18 protein-coding genes and 1 tRNA gene are annotated in these 24,839 nt (G+C 64.2%); all 19 read left to right on the top strand.

The features are described from left to right. A partial coding sequence (locus BLU54_RS22860; protein WP_268874558.1) for an EF-Tu C-terminal domain-related protein occupies positions 1–656 on the top strand: 656 nt, incomplete at its 5' end. A gap of 64 nt (positions 657–720) precedes the next feature. After that, positions 721–796 (top strand) — tRNA-Trp (locus BLU54_RS22855). A 43-nt stretch (positions 797–839) separates the two neighbouring features. Next, positions 840–1,220: a preprotein translocase subunit SecE gene (gene secE / locus BLU54_RS22850; RefSeq protein WP_091913495.1), complete on the top strand. Its 381-nt coding sequence runs from the start codon at positions 840–842 to the stop codon at positions 1,218–1,220. A gap of 1 nt (position 1,221) precedes the next feature. Continuing rightward, the gene (gene nusG, locus BLU54_RS22845) at positions 1,222–1,779 is read left to right on the top strand and encodes a transcription termination/antitermination protein NusG (protein ID WP_091913493.1); all 558 of its coding nucleotides are present in this window, start codon (positions 1,222–1,224) and stop codon (positions 1,777–1,779) included. A gap of 93 nt (positions 1,780–1,872) precedes the next feature. Continuing rightward, the gene (gene rplK / locus BLU54_RS22840) at positions 1,873–2,304 is read left to right on the top strand and encodes a 50S ribosomal protein L11 (protein WP_091913485.1); all 432 of its coding nucleotides are present in this window, start codon (positions 1,873–1,875) and stop codon (positions 2,302–2,304) included. Further along, positions 2,305–3,006 (top strand): 50S ribosomal protein L1, encoded by a 702-nt coding sequence (gene rplA / locus BLU54_RS22835; RefSeq protein ID WP_091913483.1) that lies wholly within the window; start codon positions 2,305–2,307, stop codon positions 3,004–3,006. A gap of 287 nt (positions 3,007–3,293) precedes the next feature. Then, on the top strand, positions 3,294–3,791 hold the full coding sequence (gene rplJ, locus BLU54_RS22830) for a 50S ribosomal protein L10 (protein WP_091913498.1): 498 nt from the start codon (positions 3,294–3,296) through the stop codon (positions 3,789–3,791). A gap of 53 nt (positions 3,792–3,844) precedes the next feature. After that, the gene (rplL, locus tag BLU54_RS22825; protein ID WP_091913480.1) at positions 3,845–4,216 is read left to right on the top strand and encodes a 50S ribosomal protein L7/L12; all 372 of its coding nucleotides are present in this window, start codon (positions 3,845–3,847) and stop codon (positions 4,214–4,216) included. Between the two features lie 657 nt (positions 4,217–4,873). Beyond that, on the top strand, positions 4,874–8,980 hold the full coding sequence (gene rpoB, locus BLU54_RS22820) for a DNA-directed RNA polymerase subunit beta (RefSeq protein WP_091913478.1): 4,107 nt from the start codon (positions 4,874–4,876) through the stop codon (positions 8,978–8,980). Between the two features lie 18 nt (positions 8,981–8,998). Continuing rightward, a complete protein-coding gene (gene rpoC, locus BLU54_RS22815; protein ID WP_235838093.1) occupies positions 8,999–13,261 on the top strand; it encodes a DNA-directed RNA polymerase subunit beta' in 4,263 nt (1,420 codons plus the stop codon). Positions 13,262–13,504: 243 nt separating this feature from the next. Next, on the top strand, positions 13,505–13,654 hold the full coding sequence (locus BLU54_RS23920) for a hypothetical protein (protein WP_170845278.1): 150 nt from the start codon (positions 13,505–13,507) through the stop codon (positions 13,652–13,654). 40 nt (positions 13,655–13,694) lie between these two features. Continuing rightward, positions 13,695–14,357 (top strand): lasso peptide biosynthesis B2 protein, encoded by a 663-nt coding sequence (locus tag BLU54_RS22810; RefSeq protein WP_091913476.1) that lies wholly within the window; start codon positions 13,695–13,697, stop codon positions 14,355–14,357. Between the two features lie 16 nt (positions 14,358–14,373). Further along, positions 14,374–16,131: an asparagine synthase-related protein gene (locus BLU54_RS22805; RefSeq protein ID WP_091913474.1), complete on the top strand. Its 1,758-nt coding sequence runs from the start codon at positions 14,374–14,376 to the stop codon at positions 16,129–16,131. 3 nt (positions 16,132–16,134) lie between these two features. Further along, the gene (locus BLU54_RS22800) at positions 16,135–17,838 is read left to right on the top strand and encodes an ATP-binding cassette domain-containing protein (RefSeq protein ID WP_091913472.1); all 1,704 of its coding nucleotides are present in this window, start codon (positions 16,135–16,137) and stop codon (positions 17,836–17,838) included. 159 nt (positions 17,839–17,997) lie between these two features. Further along, the gene (gene recQ, locus BLU54_RS22795; RefSeq protein ID WP_091913470.1) at positions 17,998–19,839 is read left to right on the top strand and encodes a DNA helicase RecQ; all 1,842 of its coding nucleotides are present in this window, start codon (positions 17,998–18,000) and stop codon (positions 19,837–19,839) included. Between the two features lie 464 nt (positions 19,840–20,303). Further along, entirely contained in the window at positions 20,304–21,215 is a 912-nt protein-coding gene (locus tag BLU54_RS22785; protein WP_091913465.1) for a LysO family transporter, read from the top strand. Positions 21,216–21,600: 385 nt separating this feature from the next. Further along, on the top strand, positions 21,601–21,978 hold the full coding sequence (gene rpsL, locus BLU54_RS22780) for a 30S ribosomal protein S12 (RefSeq protein ID WP_091913463.1): 378 nt from the start codon (positions 21,601–21,603) through the stop codon (positions 21,976–21,978). Positions 21,979–22,171: 193 nt separating this feature from the next. Beyond that, complete coding sequence (rpsG, locus tag BLU54_RS22775) at positions 22,172–22,642, top strand: 30S ribosomal protein S7 (RefSeq protein WP_091913460.1); 471 nt, start codon at positions 22,172–22,174, stop codon at positions 22,640–22,642. Positions 22,643–22,760: 118 nt separating this feature from the next. Then, the coding region (gene fusA, locus BLU54_RS22770; protein ID WP_091913457.1) for an elongation factor G at positions 22,761–24,839 on the top strand (2,079 nt) is incomplete at its 3' end.

Raw genomic sequence — 24,839 nt, 5'->3', positions numbered from 1 at the left:
TCGAAGGCGACAAGGGCGAGCTGGGCGAAGTGGCGATCCTGGCGCTGGCCGAAGCGCTGGACACGTACATCCCGACGCCGGAGCGCGCGATCGACGGTACGTTCCTGATGCCGGTCGAGGACGTGTTCTCGATCTCGGGTCGCGGCACGGTGGTGACGGGCCGTATCGAGCGTGGCGTGGTCAAGGTCGGTGAGGAAATCGAAATCGTCGGTATCAAGGCGACGGTGAAGACGACTTGCACGGGCGTGGAAATGTTCCGCAAGCTGCTCGACCAGGGCCAGGCTGGCGACAACGTCGGCGTGCTGCTGCGTGGCACGAAGCGTGAAGACGTGGAGCGTGGCCAGGTGCTGGCCAAGCCGGGCACGATCAAGCCGCACACGCACTTCACCGCCGAGGTGTACGTGCTGAGCAAGGACGAAGGCGGCCGTCACACGCCGTTCTTCAACAACTATCGCCCGCAGTTCTACTTCCGTACGACGGACGTGACCGGCTCGATCGAGCTGCCGCAAGACAAGGAAATGGTCATGCCGGGCGACAACGTCGCGATCACGGTGAAGCTGATTGCGCCGATCGCGATGGAAGAAGGTCTGCGTTTCGCCATCCGTGAAGGCGGTCGTACCGTCGGCGCCGGTGTCGTCGCGAAGATCATCGAGTAAGACGCTTCGATCGGCGCTCAACGCCGATCTTTGGATGGCCTCCCGGCCATCCATGTCAGGTTAAAGGGGTATAGCTCAACTGGCAGAGCGTCGGTCTCCAAAACCGAAGGTTGGGGGTTCGATTCCCTCTGCCCCTGCCACACCTCGCGCCCACCCCTCCAGGTGGGCGCTTTCCAAAGTATTATGGCGAATCCTTCCGTCGAAAACGTACACAGTACCGGCGACAAGCTGATGCTCGCTGCTGCCGTGGTTTTGGCGCTGGCGGGTATCGCCGGTTTCTATCTGCTCGGCGCGCAAGCGCTGTGGGTACGTGTCCTCGTACTGCTGCTGGCATTGGTGATCGCCGCCGCCGTCGCGTCGCTGTCCGTCACGGGCAAGACGTTTGTCGGTTTCACGAAGGATTCGTATCGTGAAATGCGCAAGGTGGTCTGGCCAAGCCGCAAGGAAGCGGGCCAGACCACTTTGATCGTATTCGCCTTCGTGCTGGTGATGGCGGTCTATCTCTGGCTTAGCGACAAAGTCATCGAGTGGGCGGTGTTCTCGCTGATCCTTGGTTGGAGATGAGATGAGCGACGAAACGACAAATCGTGGCAGCAAGCGCTGGTACGTCATCCAGGCTTATTCCGGGATGGAAAAGAGCGTTCAGAAGGCGCTCCGCGAGCGCATCGAACGCGCCGGCATGGCGGACCGCTTCGGCGAGATCCTGGTGCCGTCCGAAGAGGTCGTTGAATTCAAGAACGGCGCGCGCAGCGTGACCGAGAAGCGTCTGTTCCCCGGCTACGTGTTCGCCGAGATGGAGATGGACGACGAGACCTGGCACTTGGTGAAGAGCACGCCGAAGGTCAGTTCCTTCGTCGGTGGCGCCGGCAACCGCCCGTCGCCGATTCCGGCGCGCGAGGTCGACAAGATCCGCTCGCAGATGCAGGAAGGCAGCGAGAAGCCGCGCCCGAAGATGCTGTTCGAGATCGGCGAGTCGGTACGTGTGAAGGACGGTCCGTTCACCGACTTCAACGGCACGGTCGACGAAGTGAATTACGAGAAGTCGCGGGTCCGCGTCTCCGTCATGATTTTTGGCCGGGCCACCCCGGTCGAGCTGGAATTCGGCCAGGTCGAGAAGCTGTAAGGCACTCGTCCGGGCACCGAGGAGCGTCGCTAGGAGCAGTCTTCCGAGGGCGCGTTATCACTCAAGGGCGTTCGCGCCCATCAGAGGTCTGTAATGGCAAAGAAAATCATCGGCTTTATCAAGCTGCAGATTCCTGCAGGCAAAGCCAACCCCTCGCCGCCGGTCGGTCCGGCGCTCGGCCAGCGCGGTCTGAACATCATGGAGTTCTGCAAGGCGTTCAACGCGCAGACCCAGGCGATGGAACCGGGTCTGCCGATCCCGGTCGTGATCACCGCCTTCGCGGACAAGAGCTTCACGTTCGTCCTGAAGACGCCGCCGGCAACGATCCTGATCAAGAAGGCCGCTGGCCTGCAAAAGGGTTCGGCCAAGCCGCATACCGACAAGGTCGGCTCGATCACGCGTCAGCAAGCTGAAGAAATCGCGAAAACCAAGCAGCCCGACCTTACTGCCGCCGATCTGGACGCGGCCGTCAAGACGATCGCTGGTAGCGCTCGTTCGATGGGTATCACCGTGGAGGGTCTGTAAATGGCTAAGGTTTCGAAGCGCGTGACCGCGCTCGCCAAGACGATCGATCGCACGAAGACGTACGCGATCACCGATGCGCTGAAGCTGGTCAAGGATAACGCGACCGCCAAGTTCGACGAGTCGATCGACGTGGCCGTCCAACTCGGCGTCGATGCGAAGAAGTCGGACCAGGTCGTGCGTGGTTCGGTGGTCCTGCCCGCCGGTACCGGCAAGTCGGTCCGCGTGGCCGTGTTCGCGCAAGGCGAGAAGGCCGAGCAGGCCCGTGCCGCCGGCGCCGACATCGTCGGCATGGAAGACCTGGCCGAGCAAGTGAAGGCCGGTAACCTGAACTTCGACGTGGTCGTTGCGTCGCCTGACACGATGCGCGTCGTCGGTACGCTCGGTCAGATCCTGGGCCCGCGCGGCCTGATGCCGAACCCGAAGGTCGGCACGGTCACGCCGGACGTCGCCACCGCGGTCAAGAACGCGAAGGCGGGTCAGGTGCAGTTCCGCGTCGACAAGGGCGGCATCATCCACGCCACGATCGGCCGTGCGTCGTTCGAAGCGACCGCGCTGCAGCAAAACCTGAGCGCGTTGCTCGACGCGCTGCAGAAGCTCAAGCCGGCGACCAGCAAGGGCATCTACGTCCGCAAGCTCGCGCTGTCGAGCACGATGGGCCCGGGTGTTCGCGTCGACCAGGCTTCGCTGGCGGCTCAGCAGTAATCGTATTTGCCTCGCCGCGGTGCGGTGGGGCGCAAGGGCTTTGGGCGGTGAGCCGGCTGGATTTGGCTCACCGGTTATCAAAGACCGTTGGTGGCGGGCGTGAAGTGATGCGTCTTCCTTAATTCAAGCCAACGCAGATGGCGACCCCGAAAGGTTTTTGTTTCATCGAATGCGGTGTCGGCCGGCAACGGCTGGCGACCGTTCGAGATGTTCCTTAAACGTCGGACGCCGTGACTGAAATGCGGCATCGCGCGTTCCGCGCGTTTGTCGGTTCTGGAGTTTTAACCGTGCCTCTCAATAGGGAAGATAAGCAGGCAGTCGTCGCTGAGGTGTCCGCGCAAATCGCGGCGGCTCAGACCGTCGTGCTGGCCGAATATCGTGGCATTGCGGTTGGCGATTTGACGAAGCTGCGCGCGCAAGCGCGGGAGCAGAAGGTTTACCTGCGCGTGTTGAAGAACACGTTGGCGCGCCGCGCCGTCGAAGGTACGCCGTTTGCCCCTCTGGCCGAGCAAATGACGGGTCCGTTGATCTACGGTATTTCCGAAGATCCGGTATCGGCAGCCAAGGTCGTGAACGACTTCGCGCGTTCGAACGACAAGCTGGTGATCCGTTCGGGTTCGTACGACGGCAAGGTGCTGGACAAGGCGGGCGTGCAAGCCCTGGCCAGCATCCCGAGCCGCGAGGAACTGCTCGCCAAGCTGCTGGGCGTCATGCAGGCGCCGGTTTCTGGTTTTGCCCGTGCGCTGGCTGCACTGGCCGAGCAGAAGCAAGGCGAAGCGGCCTGAACGCATTCCGCGATATTCAGCTCATCGAAAACGTTTTTTAAGGATTGTCTCAAATGGCAACGCAACAAGAAATCCTCGACGCCGTTGGCGCGATGTCCGTGATGGAACTGAACGACCTGGTCAAGGCGTTCGAAGAGAAGTTTGGCGTGTCGGCTGCCGCTCTGTCGGTGGCGGGCCCGGCGGGTGGCGCAGCTGCGCCGGCCGCTGAAGAGCAGACCGAATTCACGGTCACGCTGACCGAAGTCGGCGCCAACAAGGTGTCGGTGATCAAGGCGGTTCGTGAACTGACCGGCCTGGGCCTGAAGGAAGCCAAGGACCTGGTTGACGGTGCACCGAAGCCCGTGAAGGAAGCGGTGCCGAAGGCTGCCGCCGAAGAAGCCAAGAAGAAGCTGGAAGACGCGGGCGCCAAGGCCGAAATCAAGTAAGTCTGGTCGCGTATCCGAAAAAGGCTGGCGGTTCTCCGTCAGCCTTTTTTCGTTTCTGCCCAGCCGGCCGGTGGCCCGGCACGGTGGCGGCACTCGTTGCCGGGGTTAACCCGAAGTAGCGTGTATATCAAGCTCGCGACTCGCATCAGCCGTATTGAAGGACGGTCATTTCGACGGCCTCGGGCGGGCTTTGGGTGCGACACCGCGCCCGACCCCGTTCCATGCTTTTGTCAAGCGCGCTTGGCAAGATTGGGGTATCATATGCGGTTCGCCGTGGTCAAGTAGTCCTGGCGACTCCCACCGAATCGAAAGCGCCGGACGACGGCAGCGGCACCAGCAGGGCAGCAAGCACAGCACGAGAGCGCAAAGCCAAATGTGTTCGGAAGCATCGTCGGATGGGCCGTCGGCCCGCGCGGCGGTCCGGCTTCCGCGGACATTTTGCTTTGCCTTCTGAAGCGACTGCAGAAGGCTAGTTTGGTCGGGTGGCGAAGGCGGCTCCATGAGAGCGCTTCGTCACTGTCAGCCAGCGGTTGGTAGCGGCCAGCCACCAAGCTTACTCGTTCGACCGATGCACGGTCCGGACAGCGAGCCTCAGTCGGTGAACACCCGGGTCGGCACACCCCCCCGCCGAAAAGCCCGCCGTGATCTGGAGATAGTATGCAATATTCCTTCACCGAGAAAAAGCGCATTCGCAAGAGCTTTGCGAAACGCAACATCGTTCACCAAGTCCCATTCCTGCTGGCGACCCAGCTCGAGTCCTTTACCTCGTTTCTCCAAGCCGACACGCATCCGGACAAGCGCAAGCCCGAAGGTTTGCAGGCAGCTTTCCAGTCGGTGTTTCCGATCGTCTCGCACAACGGTTTCGCGCGCCTGGAGTTCGTGCGCTACATGCTGTCGCCGCCCGCATTCGACGTCAAGGAATGCCAGCAGCGCGGACTGACCTTCTGCTCGCAGTTGCGCGCGGTCGTGCAGCTGGTGATCCTCGACAAGGAATCGCCGAGCAAGCCGGTCGTGAAGGAAGTGAAGGAGCAGGAAGTCTACATGGGCGAAATGCCCCTGATGACGGCCAACGGCTCGTTCGTGATCAACGGTACCGAACGGGTCATCGTTTCGCAGCTGCACCGCTCGCCTGGCGTGTTCTTCGAGCACGACAAGGGCAAGACGCACAGCTCGGGCAAGCTGCTGTTCTCGGCGCGGATCATCCCCTATCGCGGCTCGTGGCTCGACTTCGAGTTCGATCCGAAGGACGTGCTGTACTTCCGTGTCGACCGGCGCCGCAAGATGCCGGTGACGATCCTGCTGAAGGCGATCGGCCTGACGCCGGAACAGATCCTCGCGAACTTCTTCGTGTTCGACAACTTCACGTTGATGAACGAAGGCGCGCAGATGGAGTTCGTCGCCGAACGCCTGCGCGGCGAAGTCGCGCGCTTCGACATCACCGATCGTGACGGCAAGATCATCGTCGCGAAGGACAAGCGCATCAACGCGAAGAACATTCGCGACCTCGAAGCGGCCAACACGAAGTTCATCTCGGTGCCCGAGGACTACCTGATCGGCCGCGTGCTGGCCAAGGGCGTGATCGACGGCGAAACCGGCGAAGTGATCGCCAACGCGAACGAGGAATTGACCGAGTCGCTGCTCGCCAAGCTGCGCGACGCGTCGGTCAAGGAAATCCAGACGCTCTACACGAACGATCTGGACCAGGGTCCGTACATCTCGCAGACGCTGCGCATGGACGAGACGACCGACCAGACCGCGGCGCGTATCGCGATCTACCGCATGATGCGTCCGGGCGAACCGCCGACCGAGGAAGCCGTCGAGGCGCTGTTCAACCGCCTGTTCTACAGCGAAGACGCGTATGACCTGTCGAAGGTCGGCCGTATGAAGTTCAATCGCCGCGTTGGTCGCGACGAGATCACCGGTCCGATGACGCTCACGGATGACGACATCCTGGCGACCATCAAGATCCTGGTCGAACTGCGCAACGGCAAGGGCGAAATCGACGACATCGACCACCTTGGCAACCGTCGTGTGCGTTGCGTCGGCGAACTGGCCGAAAACCAGTTCCGCGCCGGTCTGGTGCGCGTCGAGCGCGCGGTGAAGGAGCGCCTCGGCCAGGCCGAGAGCGAAAACCTGATGCCGCACGACCTGATCAACAGCAAGCCGATCTCGTCCGCGATCCGTGAGTTCTTCGGTTCGTCGCAGCTCTCGCAGTTCATGGACCAGACCAACCCGCTCTCCGAGATCACGCACAAGCGTCGTATCTCGGCACTGGGCCCGGGCGGTCTGACCCGCGAACGCGCCGGCTTCGAGGTGCGCGACGTGCACCCGACGCACTATGGCCGCGTCTGCCCGATCGAAACGCCGGAAGGTCCGAACATCGGTCTGATCAACTCGCTGGCGCTGTATGCGCACCTGAACGAGTACGGCTTCCTCGAAACGCCGTACCGCAAGGTCGAGGAAGGCAAGGTCACCGACAAGATCGAATACCTGTCGGCCATCGAGGAAGGTCGCTACCTGATCGCCCAGGCGAATGCCGAGCTGTCGGGCAACGGCACGCTGACCGACGAATTGGTCTCGGCGCGTGAGATGGGCGAAACGCTGCTCGCCACGCCCGATCGCGTCCAGTACATGGACGTGGCGCCGTCGCAGATCGTGTCGGTGGCTGCTTCGCTGATTCCGTTCCTCGAGCACGACGACGCGAACCGCGCGTTGATGGGTTCGAACATGCAGCGTCAGGCCGTGCCCTGCCTGCGTCCGGAAAAGCCGCTGGTCGGCACCGGCATCGAGCGGACCGTCGCGGTCGACTCGGGCACGACGGTGCAGGCGACGCGTGGCGGCACGGTCGACTATGTCGATGCGAGCCGTATCGTGATCCGGGTGAACGACGACGAAGCCGTTGCCGGTGAAGTCGGCGTCGACATCTACAACCTGATCAAGTACACGCGTTCGAACCAGAACACGAACATCAACCAGCGTCCGATCGTCAAGGTCGGCGACCGGGTCTCCGTGGGCGACGTGATCGCCGACGGCGCGTCGACCGACCTCGGCGAGCTCGCGCTCGGGCAGAACATGCTCGTCGCGTTCATGCCGTGGAACGGCTACAACTTCGAAGACTCGATCCTGATCTCGGAGAAGGTCGTTGCGGACGATCGCTACACCTCGATCCACATCGAGGAGTTGAACGTCGTCGCCCGCGACACGAAGCTGGGACCGGAAGAAATCACGCGCGACATCTCGAACCTGGCCGAAGCCCAGCTTGGCCGGCTCGACGAATCGGGCATCGTCTATATCGGCGCGGAAGTCGAAGCGGGCGACGTGATGGTCGGCAAGGTCACGCCGAAGGGCGAAACCCAGCTGACGCCGGAAGAAAAGCTGCTGCGCGCGATCTTCGGCGAAAAGGCGTCGGACGTGAAGGACACGTCGCTGCGCGTGCCGTCGGGCATGAGCGGCACGGTCATCGACGTGCAGGTGTTCACGCGCGAAGGCATCCAGCGCGACAAGCGCGCGCAACAGATCATCGACGATGAACTGAAGCGCTACCGCCTCGACCTGAACGACCAGCTGCGCATCGTCGAAGGCGACGCGTTCGAACGTCTGGAGCGCATGCTGATCGGCAAGACCGTCAACGGCGGTCCGAAGAAGCTGGCGAAGGGTGCCGCGCTGACCAAGGAATACCTGGCCGAACTCGATCACTACCACTGGTTCGACATCCGCCTGGCGGAAGACGAGGCAGCGGCGCAGCTCGAGGCGATCAAGGAGTCGATCGAACAGAAGCGTCACCAGTTCGACCTGAACTTCGAGGAAAAGCGCAAGAAGCTGACGCAGGGCGACGAACTGCCGCCGGGCGTGCTGAAGATGGTCAAGGTGTACCTGGCGGTCAAGCGTCGTCTGCAGCCTGGCGACAAGATGGCCGGCCGTCACGGCAACAAGGGTGTCGTGTCGAAGATCGTTCCGATCGAGGACATGCCGTACATGGCCGACGGTACGCCGTGCGACATCGCGCTGAACCCGCTCGGCGTGCCGTCGCGGATGAACGTCGGACAGATTCTCGAAGTGCACCTCGGCTGGGCCGCGAAGGGCCTTGGCCACCGCATCGACGAGATGGTCCGCGAGCAGCGCAAGGTGGCTGAACTGCGCGAATTCGTGGCACGCATCTACAACGAGAGCGGCCAGAAGGAACGCATCGACGAATTCAGCGACGAGGAAGTCTTCGAGCTCGCGCGCAATCTGCGCCAGGGCGTGCCGTTCGCGACGCCGGTGTTCGACGGCGCGACCGAGGAAGAAATCCGCCGCGCACTCGACCAGGCCTACCCGGACGAGATCGCGTCGCACCTCGGCATGAACCCGTCGAAGAACCAGGTGACGCTGTATGACGGCCGCACCGGTGAAGCATTCGAGCGCCCGGTCACGGTTGGCTACATGCACTACCTGAAGCTGCACCACTTGGTCGACGACAAGATGCACGCCCGTTCGACCGGCCCGTACTCGCTCGTCACGCAGCAGCCGCTGGGTGGTAAGGCGCAGTTCGGCGGTCAGCGCTTCGGTGAAATGGAAGTGTGGGCACTGGAAGCGTACGGCGCGTCGTATGTGCTGCAAGAAATGCTGACGGTCAAGTCGGACGACGTGGCGGGCCGGACCAAGGTGTACGAAAACCTGGTCAAGGGCGACCACGTGATCGATGCCGGCATGCCCGAGTCGTTCAACGTGCTGGTGAAGGAAATCCGGTCGCTCGGTATCGACATCGATCTGGACCGCGACTAAGGACCACGGAGAGACGCAATGAAAGCTTTGCTCGATCTATTCAAGCAAGTCCAACAAACGGAAGTATTCGACGCGATCAAGATCGGTCTCGCGTCGCCGGAGAAGATCCGCTCCTGGTCGTTCGGCGAGGTGAAGAAGCCCGAGACGATCAACTATCGGACCTTCAAGCCGGAACGCGACGGTCTGTTCTGCGCGAAGATCTTCGGGCCGATCAAGGACTACGAGTGCCTGTGCGGCAAGTACAAGCGCCTGAAGCACCGTGGCGTGATCTGCGAGAAGTGCGGCGTCGAAGTGACGCTGGCGAAGGTGCGTCGCGAACGCATGGGCCACATCGAACTGGCCTCGCCGGTCGCGCACATCTGGTTCCTGAAGTCGCTGCCGTCGCGTCTGGGCATGGTGCTCGACATGACGCTGCGCGACATCGAGCGCGTGCTGTACTTCGAAGCCTATGTGGTCATCGAACCGGGCATGACGCCGCTCAAGCGCGGCCAGATCATGACCGAGGAGGATTACTACAACAAGGTCGAGGAGTACGGTGACGAGTTCCGCGCCGAGATGGGCGCGGAGGGCGTGCGCGAGCTGCTGCGTTCGATCGACATCGACGCACAGGCCGAGACGCTGCGCGCCGAACTGAAGGCGACCGGCTCCGAAGCGAAGATCAAGAAGTTCGCGCGCCGTCTGAAGGTGCTGGAGGCCTTCCAGCGTTCGGGCATCAAGCCCGAGTGGATGGTGATGGAAGTGCTGCCGGTGCTGCCGCCGGAACTGCGTCCGCTCGTGCCGCTCGACGGCGGCCGCTTCGCGACCTCGGACCTGAATGATCTGTACCGCCGCGTGATCAACCGGAACAACCGTCTGAAGCGTCTGCTCGAGCTGAAGGCGCCGGAGATCATCGTCCGCAACGAAAAGCGCATGCTGCAGGAAGCGGTCGACTCGCTGCTCGACAACGGTCGTCGCGGCAAGGCGATGCAGGGTCCGAACAAGCGCATCCTGAAGTCGCTGACCGAAAGCATCAAGGGCAAGGGCGGCCGGTTCCGGCAGAACTTGCTGGGCAAGCGCGTCGACTACTCGGGCCGTTCGGTCATCGTGGTCGGCCCGACGCTGAAGCTGCATCAGTGCGGCCTGCCGAAGCTGATGGCGCTCGAGCTGTTCAAGCCGTTCATCTTCAACAAGCTGGAACTGATGGGCGTGGCCACGACCATCAAGGCCGCGAAGAAGGAAGTCGAAAGCCAGACGCCGGTGGTGTGGGACATCCTCGAAGAGGTGATCCGCGAGCACCCGGTGATGCTGAACCGCGCGCCGACGCTGCACCGTCTGGGCATCCAGGCCTTCGAACCGGTGCTGATCGAAGGCAAGGCGATCCAGCTGCATCCGCTCGTCTGCGCGGCGTTCAACGCCGACTTCGACGGCGACCAGATGGCCGTGCACGTGCCGCTGTCGCTCGAAGCGCAGCTCGAAGCGCGCACGCTGATGCTGGCCTCGAACAACGTCCTGTTCCCGGCCAACGGCGATCCGTCGATCGTGCCGTCGCAGGATATCGTGCTGGGTCTGTACTACGCGACGCGCGAGCGCCTCAACGGCCCGGGCGAAGGCATGACCTTCGCGGACGTCAGCGAAGTGATCCGCGCGTACGAGACGAAGCAGGTCGAGCTGGCCTCGCGCGTCAACGTGCGGATCACCGAAATGGTGGCCAACGAGGACCAGAGCGAAGGCGCGCCGCAGTTCGTGCCGAAGATCACGCTGTACCCGACCACGGTCGGCCGTGCGCTGCTGTCGGAAATCCTGCCGCCGGGCCTGCCGTTCTCGGTGCTGAACCGCCCGTTGAAGAAGAAGGAAATCTCGCGTCTGATCAACACGGCGTTCCGTCGTTGCGGTCTGCGCGAAACCGTCATCTTCGCGGACAAGCTGATGCAGTCGGGTTTCCGGCTGGCGACGCGCGCGGGTATCTCGATCTGTATCGACGACATGCTCGTGCCGACGCAGAAGGAAACCATCGTCGGCGAGTCGGCGCGCAAGGTGAAGGAATACGATCGCCAGTACATGTCGGGTCTCGTCACCGCGCAGGAACGCTACAACAACGTGGTCGACATCTGGTCGGCGACGTCGGAAGCGGTCGGCAAGGCGATGATGGAGCAGCTGTCGACCGAGCCGGTGGTCGACCGCGAAGGCAAGGAAGTCCAGCAGGAATCGTTCAACTCGATCTACATGATGGCGGACTCGGGCGCGCGCGGTTCCGCGGTGCAGATTCGCCAGCTGGCGGGGATGCGCGGCCTGATGGCCAAGCCGGACGGCTCGATCATCGAGACGCCGATCACGGCGAACTTCCGCGAAGGCCTGAACGTGCTGCAGTACTTCATCTCGACGCACGGCGCGCGTAAGGGTCTGGCCGACACGGCGTTGAAGACGGCGAACTCGGGCTACCTGACCCGTCGTCTGGTCGACGTGACGCAGGATCTGGTGGTTGTCGAGGACGATTGCGGCACCAGCAACGGCGTGGCGATGAAGGCGCTGGTCGAGGGCGGCGAAGTCGTCGAGGCGCTGCGCGACCGGATCCTCGGCCGCGTGGTGGTGAGCGACGTGATCCATCCCGAAACGCAGGAGTCGATCTACGCGGTCGGCGACCTGCTCGACGAGGATGCGGTCGAGGAAATCGAGCGCCTGGGCATCGACGAAGTCCGCGTGCGCACGCCGCTGTCGTGCGAGACGCGCTTCGGTCTGTGCGCGAAGTGCTACGGCCGCGACCTGGGCCGTGGTTCGCTGGTGAACGTCGGCGAAGCGGTCGGTGTGATCGCCGCGCAGTCGATCGGCGAGCCGGGCACGCAGCTGACGATGCGGACCTTCCACATCGGCGGCGCGGCTTCGCGCGCGGCGGTGGCTTCGAGCGTCGAGGCGAAGTCGAACGGTATCGTCCGCTTCACGGCGACGATGCGCTACGTGACGAACGGCAAGGGCGAGCAGATCGTCATCTCGCGTTCGGGCGAGGCGCTGATCACCGACGACCACGGCCGCGAGCGCGAGCGTCACAAGATTCCGTACGGCGCGACGCTGCTGCAGCTCGACGGTGCGCAGATCAAGGCGGGCACGCAACTGGCGCTGTGGGATCCGCTGACCCGTCCGATCATCACCGAGTACGCAGGTACGGTGAAGTTCGAGAACGTCGAGGAAGGTTCGACGGTCGCGAAGCAGATCGACGAAGTCACTGGTCTGTCGACCCTCGTCGTGATCGACGCGAAGCGTCGCAGCACGGCATCGAAGGGTCAGCGTCCGCAGGTGAAGCTGCTCGACGAAGCCGGCGCCGAGGTGAAGATCCCCGGTACCGACCACTCGGTGTCGATCGGCTTCCAGGTCGGCGCGCTGATCACGGTGAAGGACGGCCAGCAGGTGTCGGTCGGTGAAGTGCTGGCGCGTATCCCGACGGAATCGCAGAAGACTCGCGACATCACCGGCGGTCTGCCGCGGGTGGCGGAGCTGTTCGAAGCGCGTTCGCCGAAGGATGCCGGCATCCTCGCCGAAGTCACCGGTACGGTGTCGTTCGGCAAGGACACCAAGGGCAAGCAGCGCCTGGTGATCACGGACCTCGACGGCAATCCGCACGAGTTCCTGATCGCGAAGGAAAAGCAGGTGCTGGTGCACGACGGCCAGGTGCTCAACAAGGGCGAAATGGTCGTCGACGGTCCGGCCGATCCGCACGACATCCTGCGTCTGCAAGGTATCGAAGCGCTGTCGCGCTACATCGTCGACGAAGTGCAGGACGTGTACCGTCTGCAGGGCGTGAAGATCAACGACAAGCACATCGAGGTGATCGTTCGCCAGATGCTGCGCCGCGTGCAGATCACCGACGCCGGCGACACGCGCTTCATCCCGGGCGAACAGGTCGAGCGGTCGGACATGCTCGACGAGAACGACCGGATGGTCGCGGACGGCAAGCGCCCGTGCGCTTACGACAACGTGCTGCTCGGTATCACGAAGGCGTCGCTGTCGACCGATTCGTTCATCTCGGCGGCATCGTTCCAGGAAACGACGCGCGTGCTGACCGAGGCGGCGATCATGGGCAAGCGCGACGATCTGCGTGGCCTGAAGGAAAACGTGATCGTCGGCCGTCTGATCCCGGCCGGTACGGGCCTGGCATTCCACAAGGCCCGCAAGGCCCGCGAATCGCTGGAGCGCGAGCGTCACGACCAGATCGCCGCGGAAGAGGCGATCACCTTCGCGATCCCGGGCACCGGCGAGGAATCGCAGGACGCACCGGAATCGTCGATCGAGCCGCAGCAGTCCGCTGACTGATCGTACTGCCCGCCTCGCGGCGGGCACGCAACGATGCGAAAAACCTCCCCGCAAGGGGAGGTTTTTTCATTTCCGGGTTCCCGAACGCCATGCGGAACGGCTGTCGCGACGCCGCAGGTGTGACTTCACCGTCTGCACGATTCCCTCAGATGGCGATCGTCTAAGATCGGTTTACGGGCAGCGGCAGACAGTCGCCGTCCCGTAGCTTGTTTCGCCACACGTCTCATTTCCAGGGGAACGCAAATGGACATTGAACAGCAGGGCCACGACATCGTCGAATGCGCCGACATCGACGCAGCGCAGGGTGCCGCCAGCATCAACGCGACGGATAACACCGAGGGCATCCGCGGCGGCGCGATACTCGAGATCGGCGCCTGGATCTATAAGCTCTAAGCGGACAGGCGCCGCGTCCGGACGCGGCGCCTCGCATGAGATGGGCAACCCCGTTTTCCGGGCCCGCTTCGAGGACCAGCTGATTGTTCTCGACGTGGCCAAAGATAGCTACACGGTGCTGTCGCCCGAGCAGACGCGCGCGTTGGCGTGCAAGCCGCCGGCAGCCATCGCGACCGTCGACCGCGGCGTCGACGCCGCAGAAGGCCGATGGCCTCGTGGCGAGCGCGGGTCGACGATGTGCGATGTGCCAGGGCCGGATGATTGCGACTATGGCGGCGTGCCGTCGAATTGCTGGTCGATCTCGTCGGCCGACGTCTCGGTCGCAGCGGGCGTCCGCTTGATTGGACAAGCGCTGCTGATGCTGCACCGTGCTCATCGGATTTCCGCCACCAGGCGGCTCGCAGGTCTGCAGAAGCATATCGAGACCGATCCTTGCAGAGCCCGTCGAGGCCGGGTCACGCAATACCAGCTCGCCACAGCGCTCAACGTCGCCAGTCTGCTGTACCCGAAGCGGACAAAGTGTCTCGAATGGGCCGCTGCCGCCATCCTGCTGGGGCACCGCTTCGGTTACCGCAGCACGTTGGTCATCGGTGTGCAAAACCGGCCGTTCTACGCGCATGCCTGGGTCGAGCACGCCGGACACGTTGTGGGCGACGATCCGACGTTGCGCCGGAGATTGGCCGTCATACTCGAAATCGCCTGAGCGACGTCCTACTCTTATGTACGCGATCCTCAATCCGAGCCAAGCGGCGGCGCCTGCCATCGATACAAACCCGCTCGCCGTCTGGCGCGCCGGTCAAGCCTGTATCGCAAAGCTCTTTGCCACGACGAGCGACGCTGCGCATGGCCGCGCTGGCGGCCTGTTCTGGGCGGCCAGCGGCGTGATTCATCCGCAGGCGCAGGCGACGCGCGTCGCGCCGGCAGCGTTTGCCAAGGCGGCATCATGCGACCCCGAAGACGCCAGCCAACGTTACTGGGGTCGCTATCTGGTCATTCTGTATCACGAACCACAGCGCCGCTTCCTGGTGCTGTGCGACCCATGCGGGCAGCATCCGACATTCCACCACCTGGCGGGCGACGGCGCCTTGCACATTGGCGACCGCATCGAGGATTTCGCCGCGTTGGGCGGCGTTGCCGGCGTGCCGGACGCCGACTTTCTGCGGCATTACCTCGTCCATGGTTATGGTGCGCCAGACGCGACGGGCTGGGCCGGCATTTCGGTACTGCCGCCTGGGCAGGCGTTGACGTGGCAGCCCGGCAGCGTGCCCGAGATGCGCAGAGCATGGTCGCCGCGCCGCGTTCGCAGCGCATACGAGCCATTGCAATTCGTGGAGACGCTCGCCATGGTGCTGGGCGCGATGCTGGACGACAGCCCGGCGATCGTGCTCGAACTGTCCGGCGGGCTGGACTCGACCGCGCTCGCCGTCGCCTCGCAACGCGCCGGCCTTACCGGAAAGATGCAGGCCGTCACCTACGTCGACACGAAGCGCCTGGCGTCCGATGAAGGGGCGATGGCGCGACAGGTCGCGACGCATTGTGGGATCAAGCATGTGACACGCTCGCTGTTGCGGCATCTGCCGTTCTCGCCTGTGACGCGACCGCCGGTCGTTGCTCGGCCAGTCACCAAGCTGTGTTTCCTGGCGCACAATGAGGCGCTATCGTGTGAATGCATCGAGTCGAGCGGGGCGGACCTGCTGAACGGAAACGGTGGCGACGCGATTCATCTTTCATTTCCTCGCTTCGGTATCCTGATCGACATGCTTGCCAGGCTGCGCGCCGACCTGGCGCTGACGGTAATGTGGCGGTTGGCCGTCTTCCATCGTGTGCCGGTCTGGACCGTACTCTCGCGCGCCATGCAGGAAACCGTGGACATCGACGCAGACGCACCGGCCGACCGGGCGGCCGGTTTCCTGGTGGCGGGTCTTTCTGGCGCCGCGCCGCCCGCTCTGTACGCAGACGTGGTGCAACAGGCTGGTATGCGGTTGCAGCCAGGCAGGCGAGGCCAGATCGCCGCGCTCGGGGCGATGCTGTGCGAGGCCCTGGTCCAGCCCTATCCGGCGGCACGCCGACCGGTGATGCCGTTCCTTTCTCAGCCCGTGGTGGAGCAAGCGTTGGCAATGCGACTCGAAGCGCTGTTCTCGGCCGACTACAGCCGGTTGCTGGTCAGGCAGCAGGTGTTCCAGGCAGCGCATCTCTCGAATCTTTGGCGGCGCGACAAGGGCGACGTGATGCACGCGGCGCTGACAGGCGTGCGCGTGAATCGCGATCACGTACACGAGACCTGCCTGTGTGGCTGGGTTGCATCGCAAGGCTGGCTTGATCGGCGACGTCTGGAGCGAACCATCCGGCGTCTCGAACTGGGTTATTCCGACGGACTCGGCGACGTCGCACGCGTCTATGCAATCGAACAGTTCATCCTCGGTCTGTCCGGTTGGCGCGCTGGCGCGGTCGTCGCATCAGCGCCGGGAGACCATTGAAGCATGCGTTTTTTCATCGAATTGCTCGGCGACTGGCTGCGCGCGTATCGGCTGGCGGTTCGCCGCTATCCGGCGCTGCCGGTTCATTTCGTTGGCGCCAGCGCCTTCGTCGCGTTGGTGGCTGCATTGGCCGCAGCGGTGCCCTACCTGCTTCGCGAGGCGACTAACCTGCTGTCGACGCAAGACGCGGCGACGCGCGCCCAAGACGCCATCCTGCTGGCCGGCGCCTATGGTTTGGCATGGACCGCGGCGCAGGCATGCGAGTGGTTGAAGCACATGCTGTCCGCGGCGGTGCTCGCCCGATGCGACGCGGCCTTCCACGAGATCATCTACACGACGCTGCTGCGCGTCGATTACGCGCGTCTGGCCGAGGCCGATCCCGGGCAGCTGGTTGCAGTCGTCGCACGCAGTCGGGAGGCCTTCAGCGCCCTGACCTACGCGCTGTGCTGGGTGATCGCGCCGACGCTGTTCCAGTTGGTGCTGTCGGCCACCGTACTCTGGCAGGCGACGAGCGGCGTCTTTGCGCTGGTCTTCATCGTGTCCATGCTGGCGCTGTTCGTCGTGACCTTCTTCATCGCGAGCCGGAGCAAGAATGCGCACGAACAGATCTTTGGCGCCGCCGACCTGCTGACCAGCCATCTCGTCGAAAAGCTCGGTTTCTTGCTCGACGTGAAAGTCAACAACGCCTACGAGCGCGAGGGCAGCGCGGCGCGCGACATGCTGCGGCGCTACGTCGGGCGCGTGTCGCGCGGCAATGCTCGGCTGTCGCTGCTGCTGGCGGCGCAGGCGGCTTGCACCGGGCTGCTGCTCACCGCGTTCACGGTGGCCGCCGCGCGTGGCGTGACCACGTCTGCGCTGCGCGTCGGAGACTTCGTGATGATCGTCGGCTACGTCGTCGCGTTGACGATGCCGTTCGCGACGCTGGCCGCATCGTTGTCCGACCTGCGACGCAATCATCTGGCGTTGCGCGAGGGTTTCGGTCTGCTCGAATGGCCTTGCGAACGTCCCGTTGCCAGCGAGCGGCTGTTGCCGTCCGCCGAGTATGTCTATCGCCTCGACCGGGTGGCGGTGCGGCACGCCGGCAAGACCGTCCTGCACGACGTCGACCTCGTCGTCGCACCGGGCGACCGGATCGCGCTGAGCGGTCCGTCGGGAGCCGGCAAATCGAGCCTTGCGAACCTGCTGCTCGGTCTTGCCCGCCCCGCGGCGGGCACGGTGTGCCTCTACGGCACCGACGTGAGCACCTTGTCCGTCGGCGACATCGCGCGTCACATCGCCGTGGCGCCGCAGACACCGATGATTCTGTCGGGAAGCCTGCGAGACAATCTGACATACGGTTGCGAACGCGCGCCATCCGATGACTGCCTGCGCGAATGGGTCGATCTGCTGGAGCTGGGTGACCTTGCCGGCGCTGGCGCGGGCGATGTGTTGAACCGACCGTTGGGTGTCCAGGGGCGGGCGCTGTCGGGGGGCGAGCGCCAGCGCATCGCGCTGGGGCGCGCGATGCTCCGGCGGCCGGCCGTGGTCATTCTCGACGAGCCGACCTCGTCGCTGGACGCGGGCCGGGAAAGCCGCATCTTCGAGCGGATCATGGCATGCGTGCCCACGGTGATCGTCATCACGCACCGCCCGGCACTGCTTGCGCTGGTCGATCGCGTTTATCGGGTGGAGGCGGGCACCGTGCGTGAGGTGGACCGGGAAGCCTAGCGAGGGCAAGCGCCGGCGCATGTCCGTGGCAAGTTGCGAAGCTCGCACGCACCTCGTCGCCGCCGTGGTGCGAGAGAGGCTTTCTCGGTTGGTGGACGGTGCGAGCGTCCGAACGCGGTAACATGTCGCCTGTCTCGCCGCCCGCCGCGCTGTTCCGTCATGTCTTCCCCTTGTCTTGCGATTCTCAATCAGGTCTTCGGTTATCCCGCGTTTCGCGGGCAGCAGGCGGATATCGTCGAGCATGTGGCGGCGGGAGGCGACTGCCTGGTACTGATGCCGACCGGCGGCGGCAAGTCGCTTTGCTATCAGATTCCGGCGATCGCGCGCAAACAGGCCGGGCAAGGCACGGCCATCGTCGTATCGCCGCTGATCGCATTGATGCAGGATCAGGTCGCGGCGCTCACCGAAGCCGGCGTGCGTGCCGCTTATCTGAACTCGTCGCTAGACGCCGGGCAGGCTTCCGATGTGATCCGGGCGCTGCGCGCCGGCGACCTCGACCTGCTCTACGTCGCGCCGGAGCGCCTGACCACGCCACGCTTCCTCGAACTGCTCGAGGACATCCGCATCGGCCTGTTCGCGATCGACGAGGCGCACTGCGTGTCGGAATGGGGCCATGACTTTCGCCCGGAGTACATGCAGCTGTCGGTGCTGCACGAACGCTTCCCGTATGTGCCCCGTATCGCGCTGACCGCGACCGCCGATGCGCTGACGCGCGAGGAAATCGTGCGTCGGCTGAGGCTGGACGCGGCGCGGGTGTTCATCGACAGTTTCGATCGGCCGAACATCCGCTACCGGATCGTCGAGAAGGACAACGCCCGCGCGCAACTGCTGGATTTCGTTCGCGCCGAGCACTGTACCGCGCAGGGCAACGATGCCGGCATCGTGTATTGCCTGTCGCGCCGCAAGGTCGAAGAGACCGCCGCGTGGCTGGCGTCGCAGGGGCTGCGCGCGCTCGGCTATCACGGCGGCATGGACGCCGCGACCCGGCTCAAGCACCAGCAGCAGTTTCAGCAGGAGGAGGGCATCGTGATGGTGGCGACCATTGCATTCGGCATGGGCATCGACAAGCCAGACGTGCGCTTCGTCGCCCACCTGGACCTGCCGAAGAGCGTCGAAGGTTATTACCAGGAGACCGGCCGGGCCGGCCGTGATGGACTGCCGGCCAATGCATGGATGGCCTATGGGCTGGCCGACGTGGTGCAGCAGCGCCGGATGATCGACGAGTCGCAGGCCGACGAAGCCCACAAGCGCGTCGCAAGCGGCAAGCTCGACGCGCTGCTCGGCCTGTGCGAGACGGCGTCATGCCGACGCGTGCGTTTGCTTTCGTATTTCGGCGAGAAAAGCGAACCGTGCGGCAACTGCGACACGTGCCTGAATCCGCCGGCAACCTGGGATGGCACGCGCGAGGCGCAGATGGCGTTGTCGTGCGTCTACCGGGTTGCGCAAGCGAGCGGCATCCACTTTGGCGCCGGCCATCTGATCGACATCCTGCGCGGCAATGCCAACGAGCGTGTCAAGCAGCATGGTCACGACACGCTGACGACGTTCGGCATCGGCAAGGACCTGCCGGAACCCGAGTGGCGCGCCGTGTTCCGGCAACTGGTGGCGTTCGGGTTGCTGACAGTCGATCACAGCGGTCACGGCTCGCTGATGCTGACCGCGGAAAGCCGCGCGGTGCTGAAGGGCGAGCGACGCCTGATCATGCGGCGGCACACGACGCGGGCAAAGTCCCGCAGCAGCAGTACCGGCCCGCGCGCGGACCGCACCGCGGACATGAGTCCGCGTCAGCGTGACTGCTGGGAGCGGCTGCGCAGTTGGCGAGCGAGCACCGCGAAAGAGGATGGCGTGCCCGCCTACGTGATCTTCCACGACGCGACGCTGGCCGAAATCGCCAAGTCGATGCCCGATACCATCGAGACGTTGGCACAGGTGCCCGGCATCGGCCAACGCAAGCTCGAACGCTTCGGCGAGGAACTGCTCGACGTGATCGAGGCGGGCTGACCGCATTGACGGTCTGCGGGGCGGCGGCGCGGATCACGTCCGCCTCGCGCATTTCGCGCATGTCGCGCATGCCGCCGAGGCCATGCCTTGCCCGCCCGTTTATCGCGCAGCGATTGGCTGTTCATCACCCTTTCAGCGCCCCTTGCTGATGCGGCTCGTGCCGGCGTTCGTCGTGACGGTCGCGTCGACGCTGGCAGCGCGGCCGTCGGCATCGACGTCATCAAACGCATCGACTGCAGCGTTGGCGTACCGAGCGACGGCGTCTCGTGTACGCGAGGCGGTGATGGCGGCTGCGATGCGGTTCGCTCGTCGAGCGACGCCCAATGCGATGCGGTTCGCTCGTCGAGCGACGCCCAATGCGATGCGTGCTTGGACATCGATGTGCCGTGCCAGCGCTGTGCCGCTCGGGCGCGCGCGGTTATCGACTGCCGCCGGCCGCGCTATTTTTCACCACTTGAAACCCGATGGAACTGCTGTCCTCCCTGCTGCCGATCGTCGTTGCCCTGCTGCTCGGTGCGATCTGTGGGCGCGTGGCGCCGCCCGCGCTCAGGCGCACCTTGTCGAGGGCGCTGGCGCCGCTGATCGCCGTGCTGCTGTTCGTCGCAGGCGCCATGTTCGGCGATGTGTTTGCTTCGCCGGTCGTCGTGCCAACCCTCGGCCTGGCACTGTGTTACGCAGCCGGTGCCACGCTGACGAGCTACTTCGTGATCGCGCTGTCCGTTCGTCGATCGGCCTCGTCGCAGCCGGTGGCGGCGCGTCCCGCTGGCCGCGGCGGCTGGCACGCACTGCGCGAGTGTGCGACCGCGCTTGGCCTGGTCGCGGCGGGCGCGTTGTTGCAAGGGCTGCCGGCGACACGTGCGCTGACCGGCTATCTACCGCGCCTCGACCATCTGGTCTGGCTGCTGGTCGCTTTGGTCGGCATCGATCTGGTGCGCCTGCCGCTTGCCGGCGCGTGGCGCAGCCCCATCGTCTGGGTCACACCGCTGCTTGCCGCGGCGGCATCCTTGTTGGGTGGCGCGCTGGCGGCATGGTTGGTCGGCGAGCGTACGATCGTCGGTCTGGCGCTGGCGAGCGGCTTTGGCTGGTTCTCGATGTCGGGCGCATTGGTCGCGAGCCGTCTCGGTGAAGCCTACGGTGCGATTGCCTTGTCCACCGACCTGTTCCGCGAGCTGCTCGCGATTGTCCTGCTCTACAGCAGCGGCACGCGAAGGCCGGCGGCCTGCGTGGCGGCGGCCGGTGCCACGGCGCTGGATTCGACGCTTCCGATCATCAGACAGACCTGCGCACCGGAGATCCTGCCGCTGGCATTGTTCAGCGGCTTCGTGCTGTCGCTGCTCGCGCCGGTGTTGATGGCGGCGTTTCTCGCGTTCGCCTGAACCGAGGCGCCCGGCGCCGGCCACGCCCCAAGCGCGTCCAGCGATGCCGATGCGACCGTCTGTCGGTCGCGTCGCAGCATCCGGCACGTGGCATCGAGCGCCTGAGAGGCCCCCGCACGGCTGCGCGACAGCAAAACCGTGCCTGTGACGCTCTGTCGGCCGGCCCGGCGTGATACTTGGCGAGCTGGAAAGGGCGCTAGGCCCCGTGGCGGCGGCAAGCACGTGCATGGCCGATGGCTTGACGACCTTCTCGAAGACGTTCTATCATACGAGGTTCCGTTTTTTGTGGTCGTTCGTTGCGTCTGCGCAACGCGATCATGGTGCCGGAAACGGCGGCCGCTTGCCCGGTCGCGACTTCGTTACAAACTTTTCGCTGGAATAATCAATGCCAACCATCAATCAGCTGGTTCGCGGGACGCGGCGCTCGGAGCAAACCAAGAGCAAGAGCCCGGCCCTGCAGGACTGCCCCCAGCGGCGCGGCGTGTGCACCCGTGTGTACACCACCACGCCGAAGAAGCCGAACTCCGCGCTGCGTAAGGTCGCCAAGGTGCGCCTGACCAACGGTTTCGAAGTCATCTCGTACATCGGCGGTGAAGGCCACAACCTGCAGGAACACTCGGTTGTGCTGATCCGTGGCGGCCGGGTGAAGGACTTGCCGGGTGTGCGTTACCACATGGTCCGCGGCTCGCTCGATACGCAGGGCGTGAAGGATCGTAAGCAAGCGCGCTCGAAGTACGGCGCGAAGCGCGCGAAGAAGGCGTAATCGTCCTTCCGGTCGCATGGCTCGGAGAACGAGCCGAAACAAACAGCGGATCAGCCAGATGGCGAGGCCGCGGCGGTGCCGGCGAATGGTCGCTGCGCTGCTGAGTAAGTGTCCACCCGGCCAGTCATGGACAGGCTAGTTGGTGTGACGCGGGGGTCGCAATACCCCGAACTGAAAAGACAAAGGAATTGACATGCCACGTCGTCGTGAAGTCCCCAAGCGGGAAGTGTTGCCGGACCCGAAGTTCGGTAACGTCGAAGTCGCGAAGTTCATGAACGTGCTGATGCTCTCCGGCAAGAAGGCAGTTGCCGAGCGTATCGTCTATGGCGCGTTCGACCAGATCCAGGGCAAGGCCGGCAAGGACCCCCTGGAAACGTTCAACACCGCGCTGAACAACATCAAGCCGGTGGTCGAAGTGAAGAGCCGTCGCGTCGGTGGTGCGAACTACCAGGTGCCGGTGGAAGTGCGTCCGTCGCGTCGGATGGCGCTGGCCATGCGTTGGCTGCGTGAAGCCGCCAAGAAGCGCAGCGAGAAGTCGATGGCGCTGCGTCTCGCGGGCGAGCTGCTCGAGGCCTCGGAAGGCCGCGGCGCAGCGATGAAGAAGCGTGACGAAGTGCACCGGATGGCAGAAGCCAACAAGGCCTTCTCGCATTTCCGCTTCTAAGCCGTCAGCTTCCAAGCGTTGTTTTCCGGGCGGGAGCGCAATCATTGCGCCCTCGCCCGTTTGTGTTAGGGCTGTCCGCCGGTCAGGCGCAGTCGGCCCCAAGAGATAGAGGATTAACGTGGCTCGCAAGACTCCCATCGAGCGCTACCGCAATATCGGTATCAGCGCTCACATCGATGCAGGCAAGACGACGACGACCGAGCGGATCCTGTTCTACACCGGCGTCAACCACAAGATCGGCGAAGTGCACGATGGTGCCGCGACGATGGACTGGATGGAGCAGGAACAGGAACGCGGCATCACCATCACCTCGGCTGCCACCACGGCATTCTGGTCGGGGATGGGCAAGAACTATCCGGAACACCGGATCAACATCATCGACACGCCGGGACACGTCGACTTCACGATTGAAGTCGAGCGTTCGATGCGCGTGCTCGACGGCGCGTGCATGGTCTATTGCGCGGTCGGTGGCGTGCAGCCGCAGTCGGAAACCGTCTGGCGTCAGGCCAACAAGTACGGTGTGCCGCGTCTGGCGTTCGTCAACAAGATGGACCGTACCGGCGCCAACTTCTTCAAGGTGTACGCCCAGATGCGTCTGCGCCTGAAGGCCAACCCGGTGCCGATCCAGGTACCGATCGGTGCCGAGGAAAACTTCGAAGGCGTGATCGACCTGGTCAAGATGAAGGCGATCTACTGGGACAACGCCTCGCAGGGCACGAAGTTCGAATATCGCGACATCCCGGCCGAGCTGCAGGACCAGGCCAACGAATGGCGCGAGAAGATGGTCGAAGCGGCCGCCGAATCGTCCGAAGAGATGATGGAAAAGTATCTCGGCGGCGAAGAGCTGACCGAAGCCGAGATCATCAAGGCGCTGCGCGATCGCACCATCGCCAGCGAGATCGTGCCGATGATGTGCGGCACGGCGTTCAAGAACAAGGGCGTGCAGGCGATGCTCGACGCGGTGATCGACTATCTGCCGTCGCCGGTCGACATCCCGCCGGTCGAAGGTGAACTCGAGAACGGCGAGAAGGTTGCCCGCAAGGCCGACGATTCGGAAAAGTTCTCGGCGCTCGCGTTCAAGATCATGACCGACCCGTTCGTCGGCCAGCTCGCGTTCTTCCGTGTCTACTCGGGCGTGGTCAACGCCGGCGACACGGTCTACAACGCGGTCAAGGAAAAGAAGGAACGGCTTGGCCGGATCCTGCAGATGCACGCCAACCAGCGTGAGGAGCTGAAGGAAGTGCGCGCCGGCGACATCGCGGCGGCCGTCGGTCTGAAGGAAGTGACCACGGGGGACACCCTGTGCGATCCGAACGCGGTGATCGTGCTCGAACGCATGGAATTCCCGGAGCCGGTGATCTCGCAGGCCGTCGAGCCGAAGACCAAGGCCGACCAGGAAAAGATGGGCCTGGCGCTGAACCGTCTGGCGCAGGAAGACCCGTCGTTCCGCGTGCAGACCGACGAGGAATCGGGTCAGACGATCATCTCCGGGATGGGCGAGCTGCACCTGGAAATTCTGGTCGACCGGATGAAGCGCGAGTTCAACGTCGAGGCGACGGTGGGCAAGCCGCAGGTTGCGTATCGCGAAACGATCCGCAGCGTGTGCGACGAAGTCGAAGGCAAGTTCGTCAAGCAGTCGGGCGGTCGCGGCCAGTACGGCCACGTCGTGCTCAAGCTCGAGCCGCAGGAACCGGGCAAGGGTTATGAGTTCGTCGACGCGATCAAGGGCGGCGTGGTGCCGCGCGAATTCATCCCGGCGGTCGACAAGGGCATCCAGGAAACGCTGAAGGCGGGCGTGGTGGCGGGCTACCCGGTGGTCGACGTGAAGGCGACGCTGTTCTTCGGTTCGTACCACGACGTGGACTCGAACGAAAACGCGTTCCGCATGGCCGGCTCGATGGCGTTCAAGGAAGGCATGCGCCGCGCCAAGCCGGTGCTGCTCGAGCCGATGATGGCCGTTGAAGTCGAGACGCCGGAAGACTACGCCGGCACCGTGATGGGCGACCTGTCCTCGCGGCGCGGCATGGTGCAAGGCATGGACGACATGGTCGGCGGCGGCAAGGTGGTGAAGGCCGAAGTGCCGCTCTCGGAGATGTTCGGCTACTCGACGTCGCTGCGTTCGCAGACCCAGGGTCGCGCGACGTACACGATGGAGTTCAAGCACTACGCCGAAGCGCCGAAGAACGTCGCCGACGCG

Origin of the sequence: Chitinasiproducens palmae, assembly GCF_900095735.1 — a bacterium.
Classification (GTDB): Bacteria; Pseudomonadota; Gammaproteobacteria; order Burkholderiales; family Burkholderiaceae; genus Chitinasiproducens; species Chitinasiproducens palmae.
Note: the sequence above shows the minus strand (reverse complement) of the source record. Positions and strands in the feature narration are given on the sequence as shown.

Coding starts and splice junctions, on each gene's coding strand:
- secE (WP_091913495.1), top strand. CDS start 840: ATGGCGAATCCTTCCGTCGAAAACGTACACAGTACCGGCGACAAGCTG.
- nusG (WP_091913493.1), top strand. CDS start 1,222: ATGAGCGACGAAACGACAAATCGTGGCAGCAAGCGCTGGTACGTCATC.
- rplK (WP_091913485.1), top strand. CDS start 1,873: ATGGCAAAGAAAATCATCGGCTTTATCAAGCTGCAGATTCCTGCAGGC.
- rplA (WP_091913483.1), top strand. CDS start 2,305: ATGGCTAAGGTTTCGAAGCGCGTGACCGCGCTCGCCAAGACGATCGAT.
- rplL (WP_091913480.1), top strand. CDS start 3,845: ATGGCAACGCAACAAGAAATCCTCGACGCCGTTGGCGCGATGTCCGTG.
- rpoB (WP_091913478.1), top strand. CDS start 4,874: ATGCAATATTCCTTCACCGAGAAAAAGCGCATTCGCAAGAGCTTTGCG.
- rpoC (WP_235838093.1), top strand. CDS start 8,999: ATGAAAGCTTTGCTCGATCTATTCAAGCAAGTCCAACAAACGGAAGTA.
- BLU54_RS23920 (WP_170845278.1), top strand. CDS start 13,505: ATGGACATTGAACAGCAGGGCCACGACATCGTCGAATGCGCCGACATC.
- BLU54_RS22810 (WP_091913476.1), top strand. CDS start 13,695: ATGGGCAACCCCGTTTTCCGGGCCCGCTTCGAGGACCAGCTGATTGTT.
- BLU54_RS22805 (WP_091913474.1), top strand. CDS start 14,374: ATGTACGCGATCCTCAATCCGAGCCAAGCGGCGGCGCCTGCCATCGAT.
- BLU54_RS22800 (WP_091913472.1), top strand. CDS start 16,135: ATGCGTTTTTTCATCGAATTGCTCGGCGACTGGCTGCGCGCGTATCGG.
- recQ (WP_091913470.1), top strand. CDS start 17,998: ATGTCTTCCCCTTGTCTTGCGATTCTCAATCAGGTCTTCGGTTATCCC.
- BLU54_RS22785 (WP_091913465.1), top strand. CDS start 20,304: ATGGAACTGCTGTCCTCCCTGCTGCCGATCGTCGTTGCCCTGCTGCTC.
- rpsL (WP_091913463.1), top strand. CDS start 21,601: ATGCCAACCATCAATCAGCTGGTTCGCGGGACGCGGCGCTCGGAGCAA.
- rpsG (WP_091913460.1), top strand. CDS start 22,172: ATGCCACGTCGTCGTGAAGTCCCCAAGCGGGAAGTGTTGCCGGACCCG.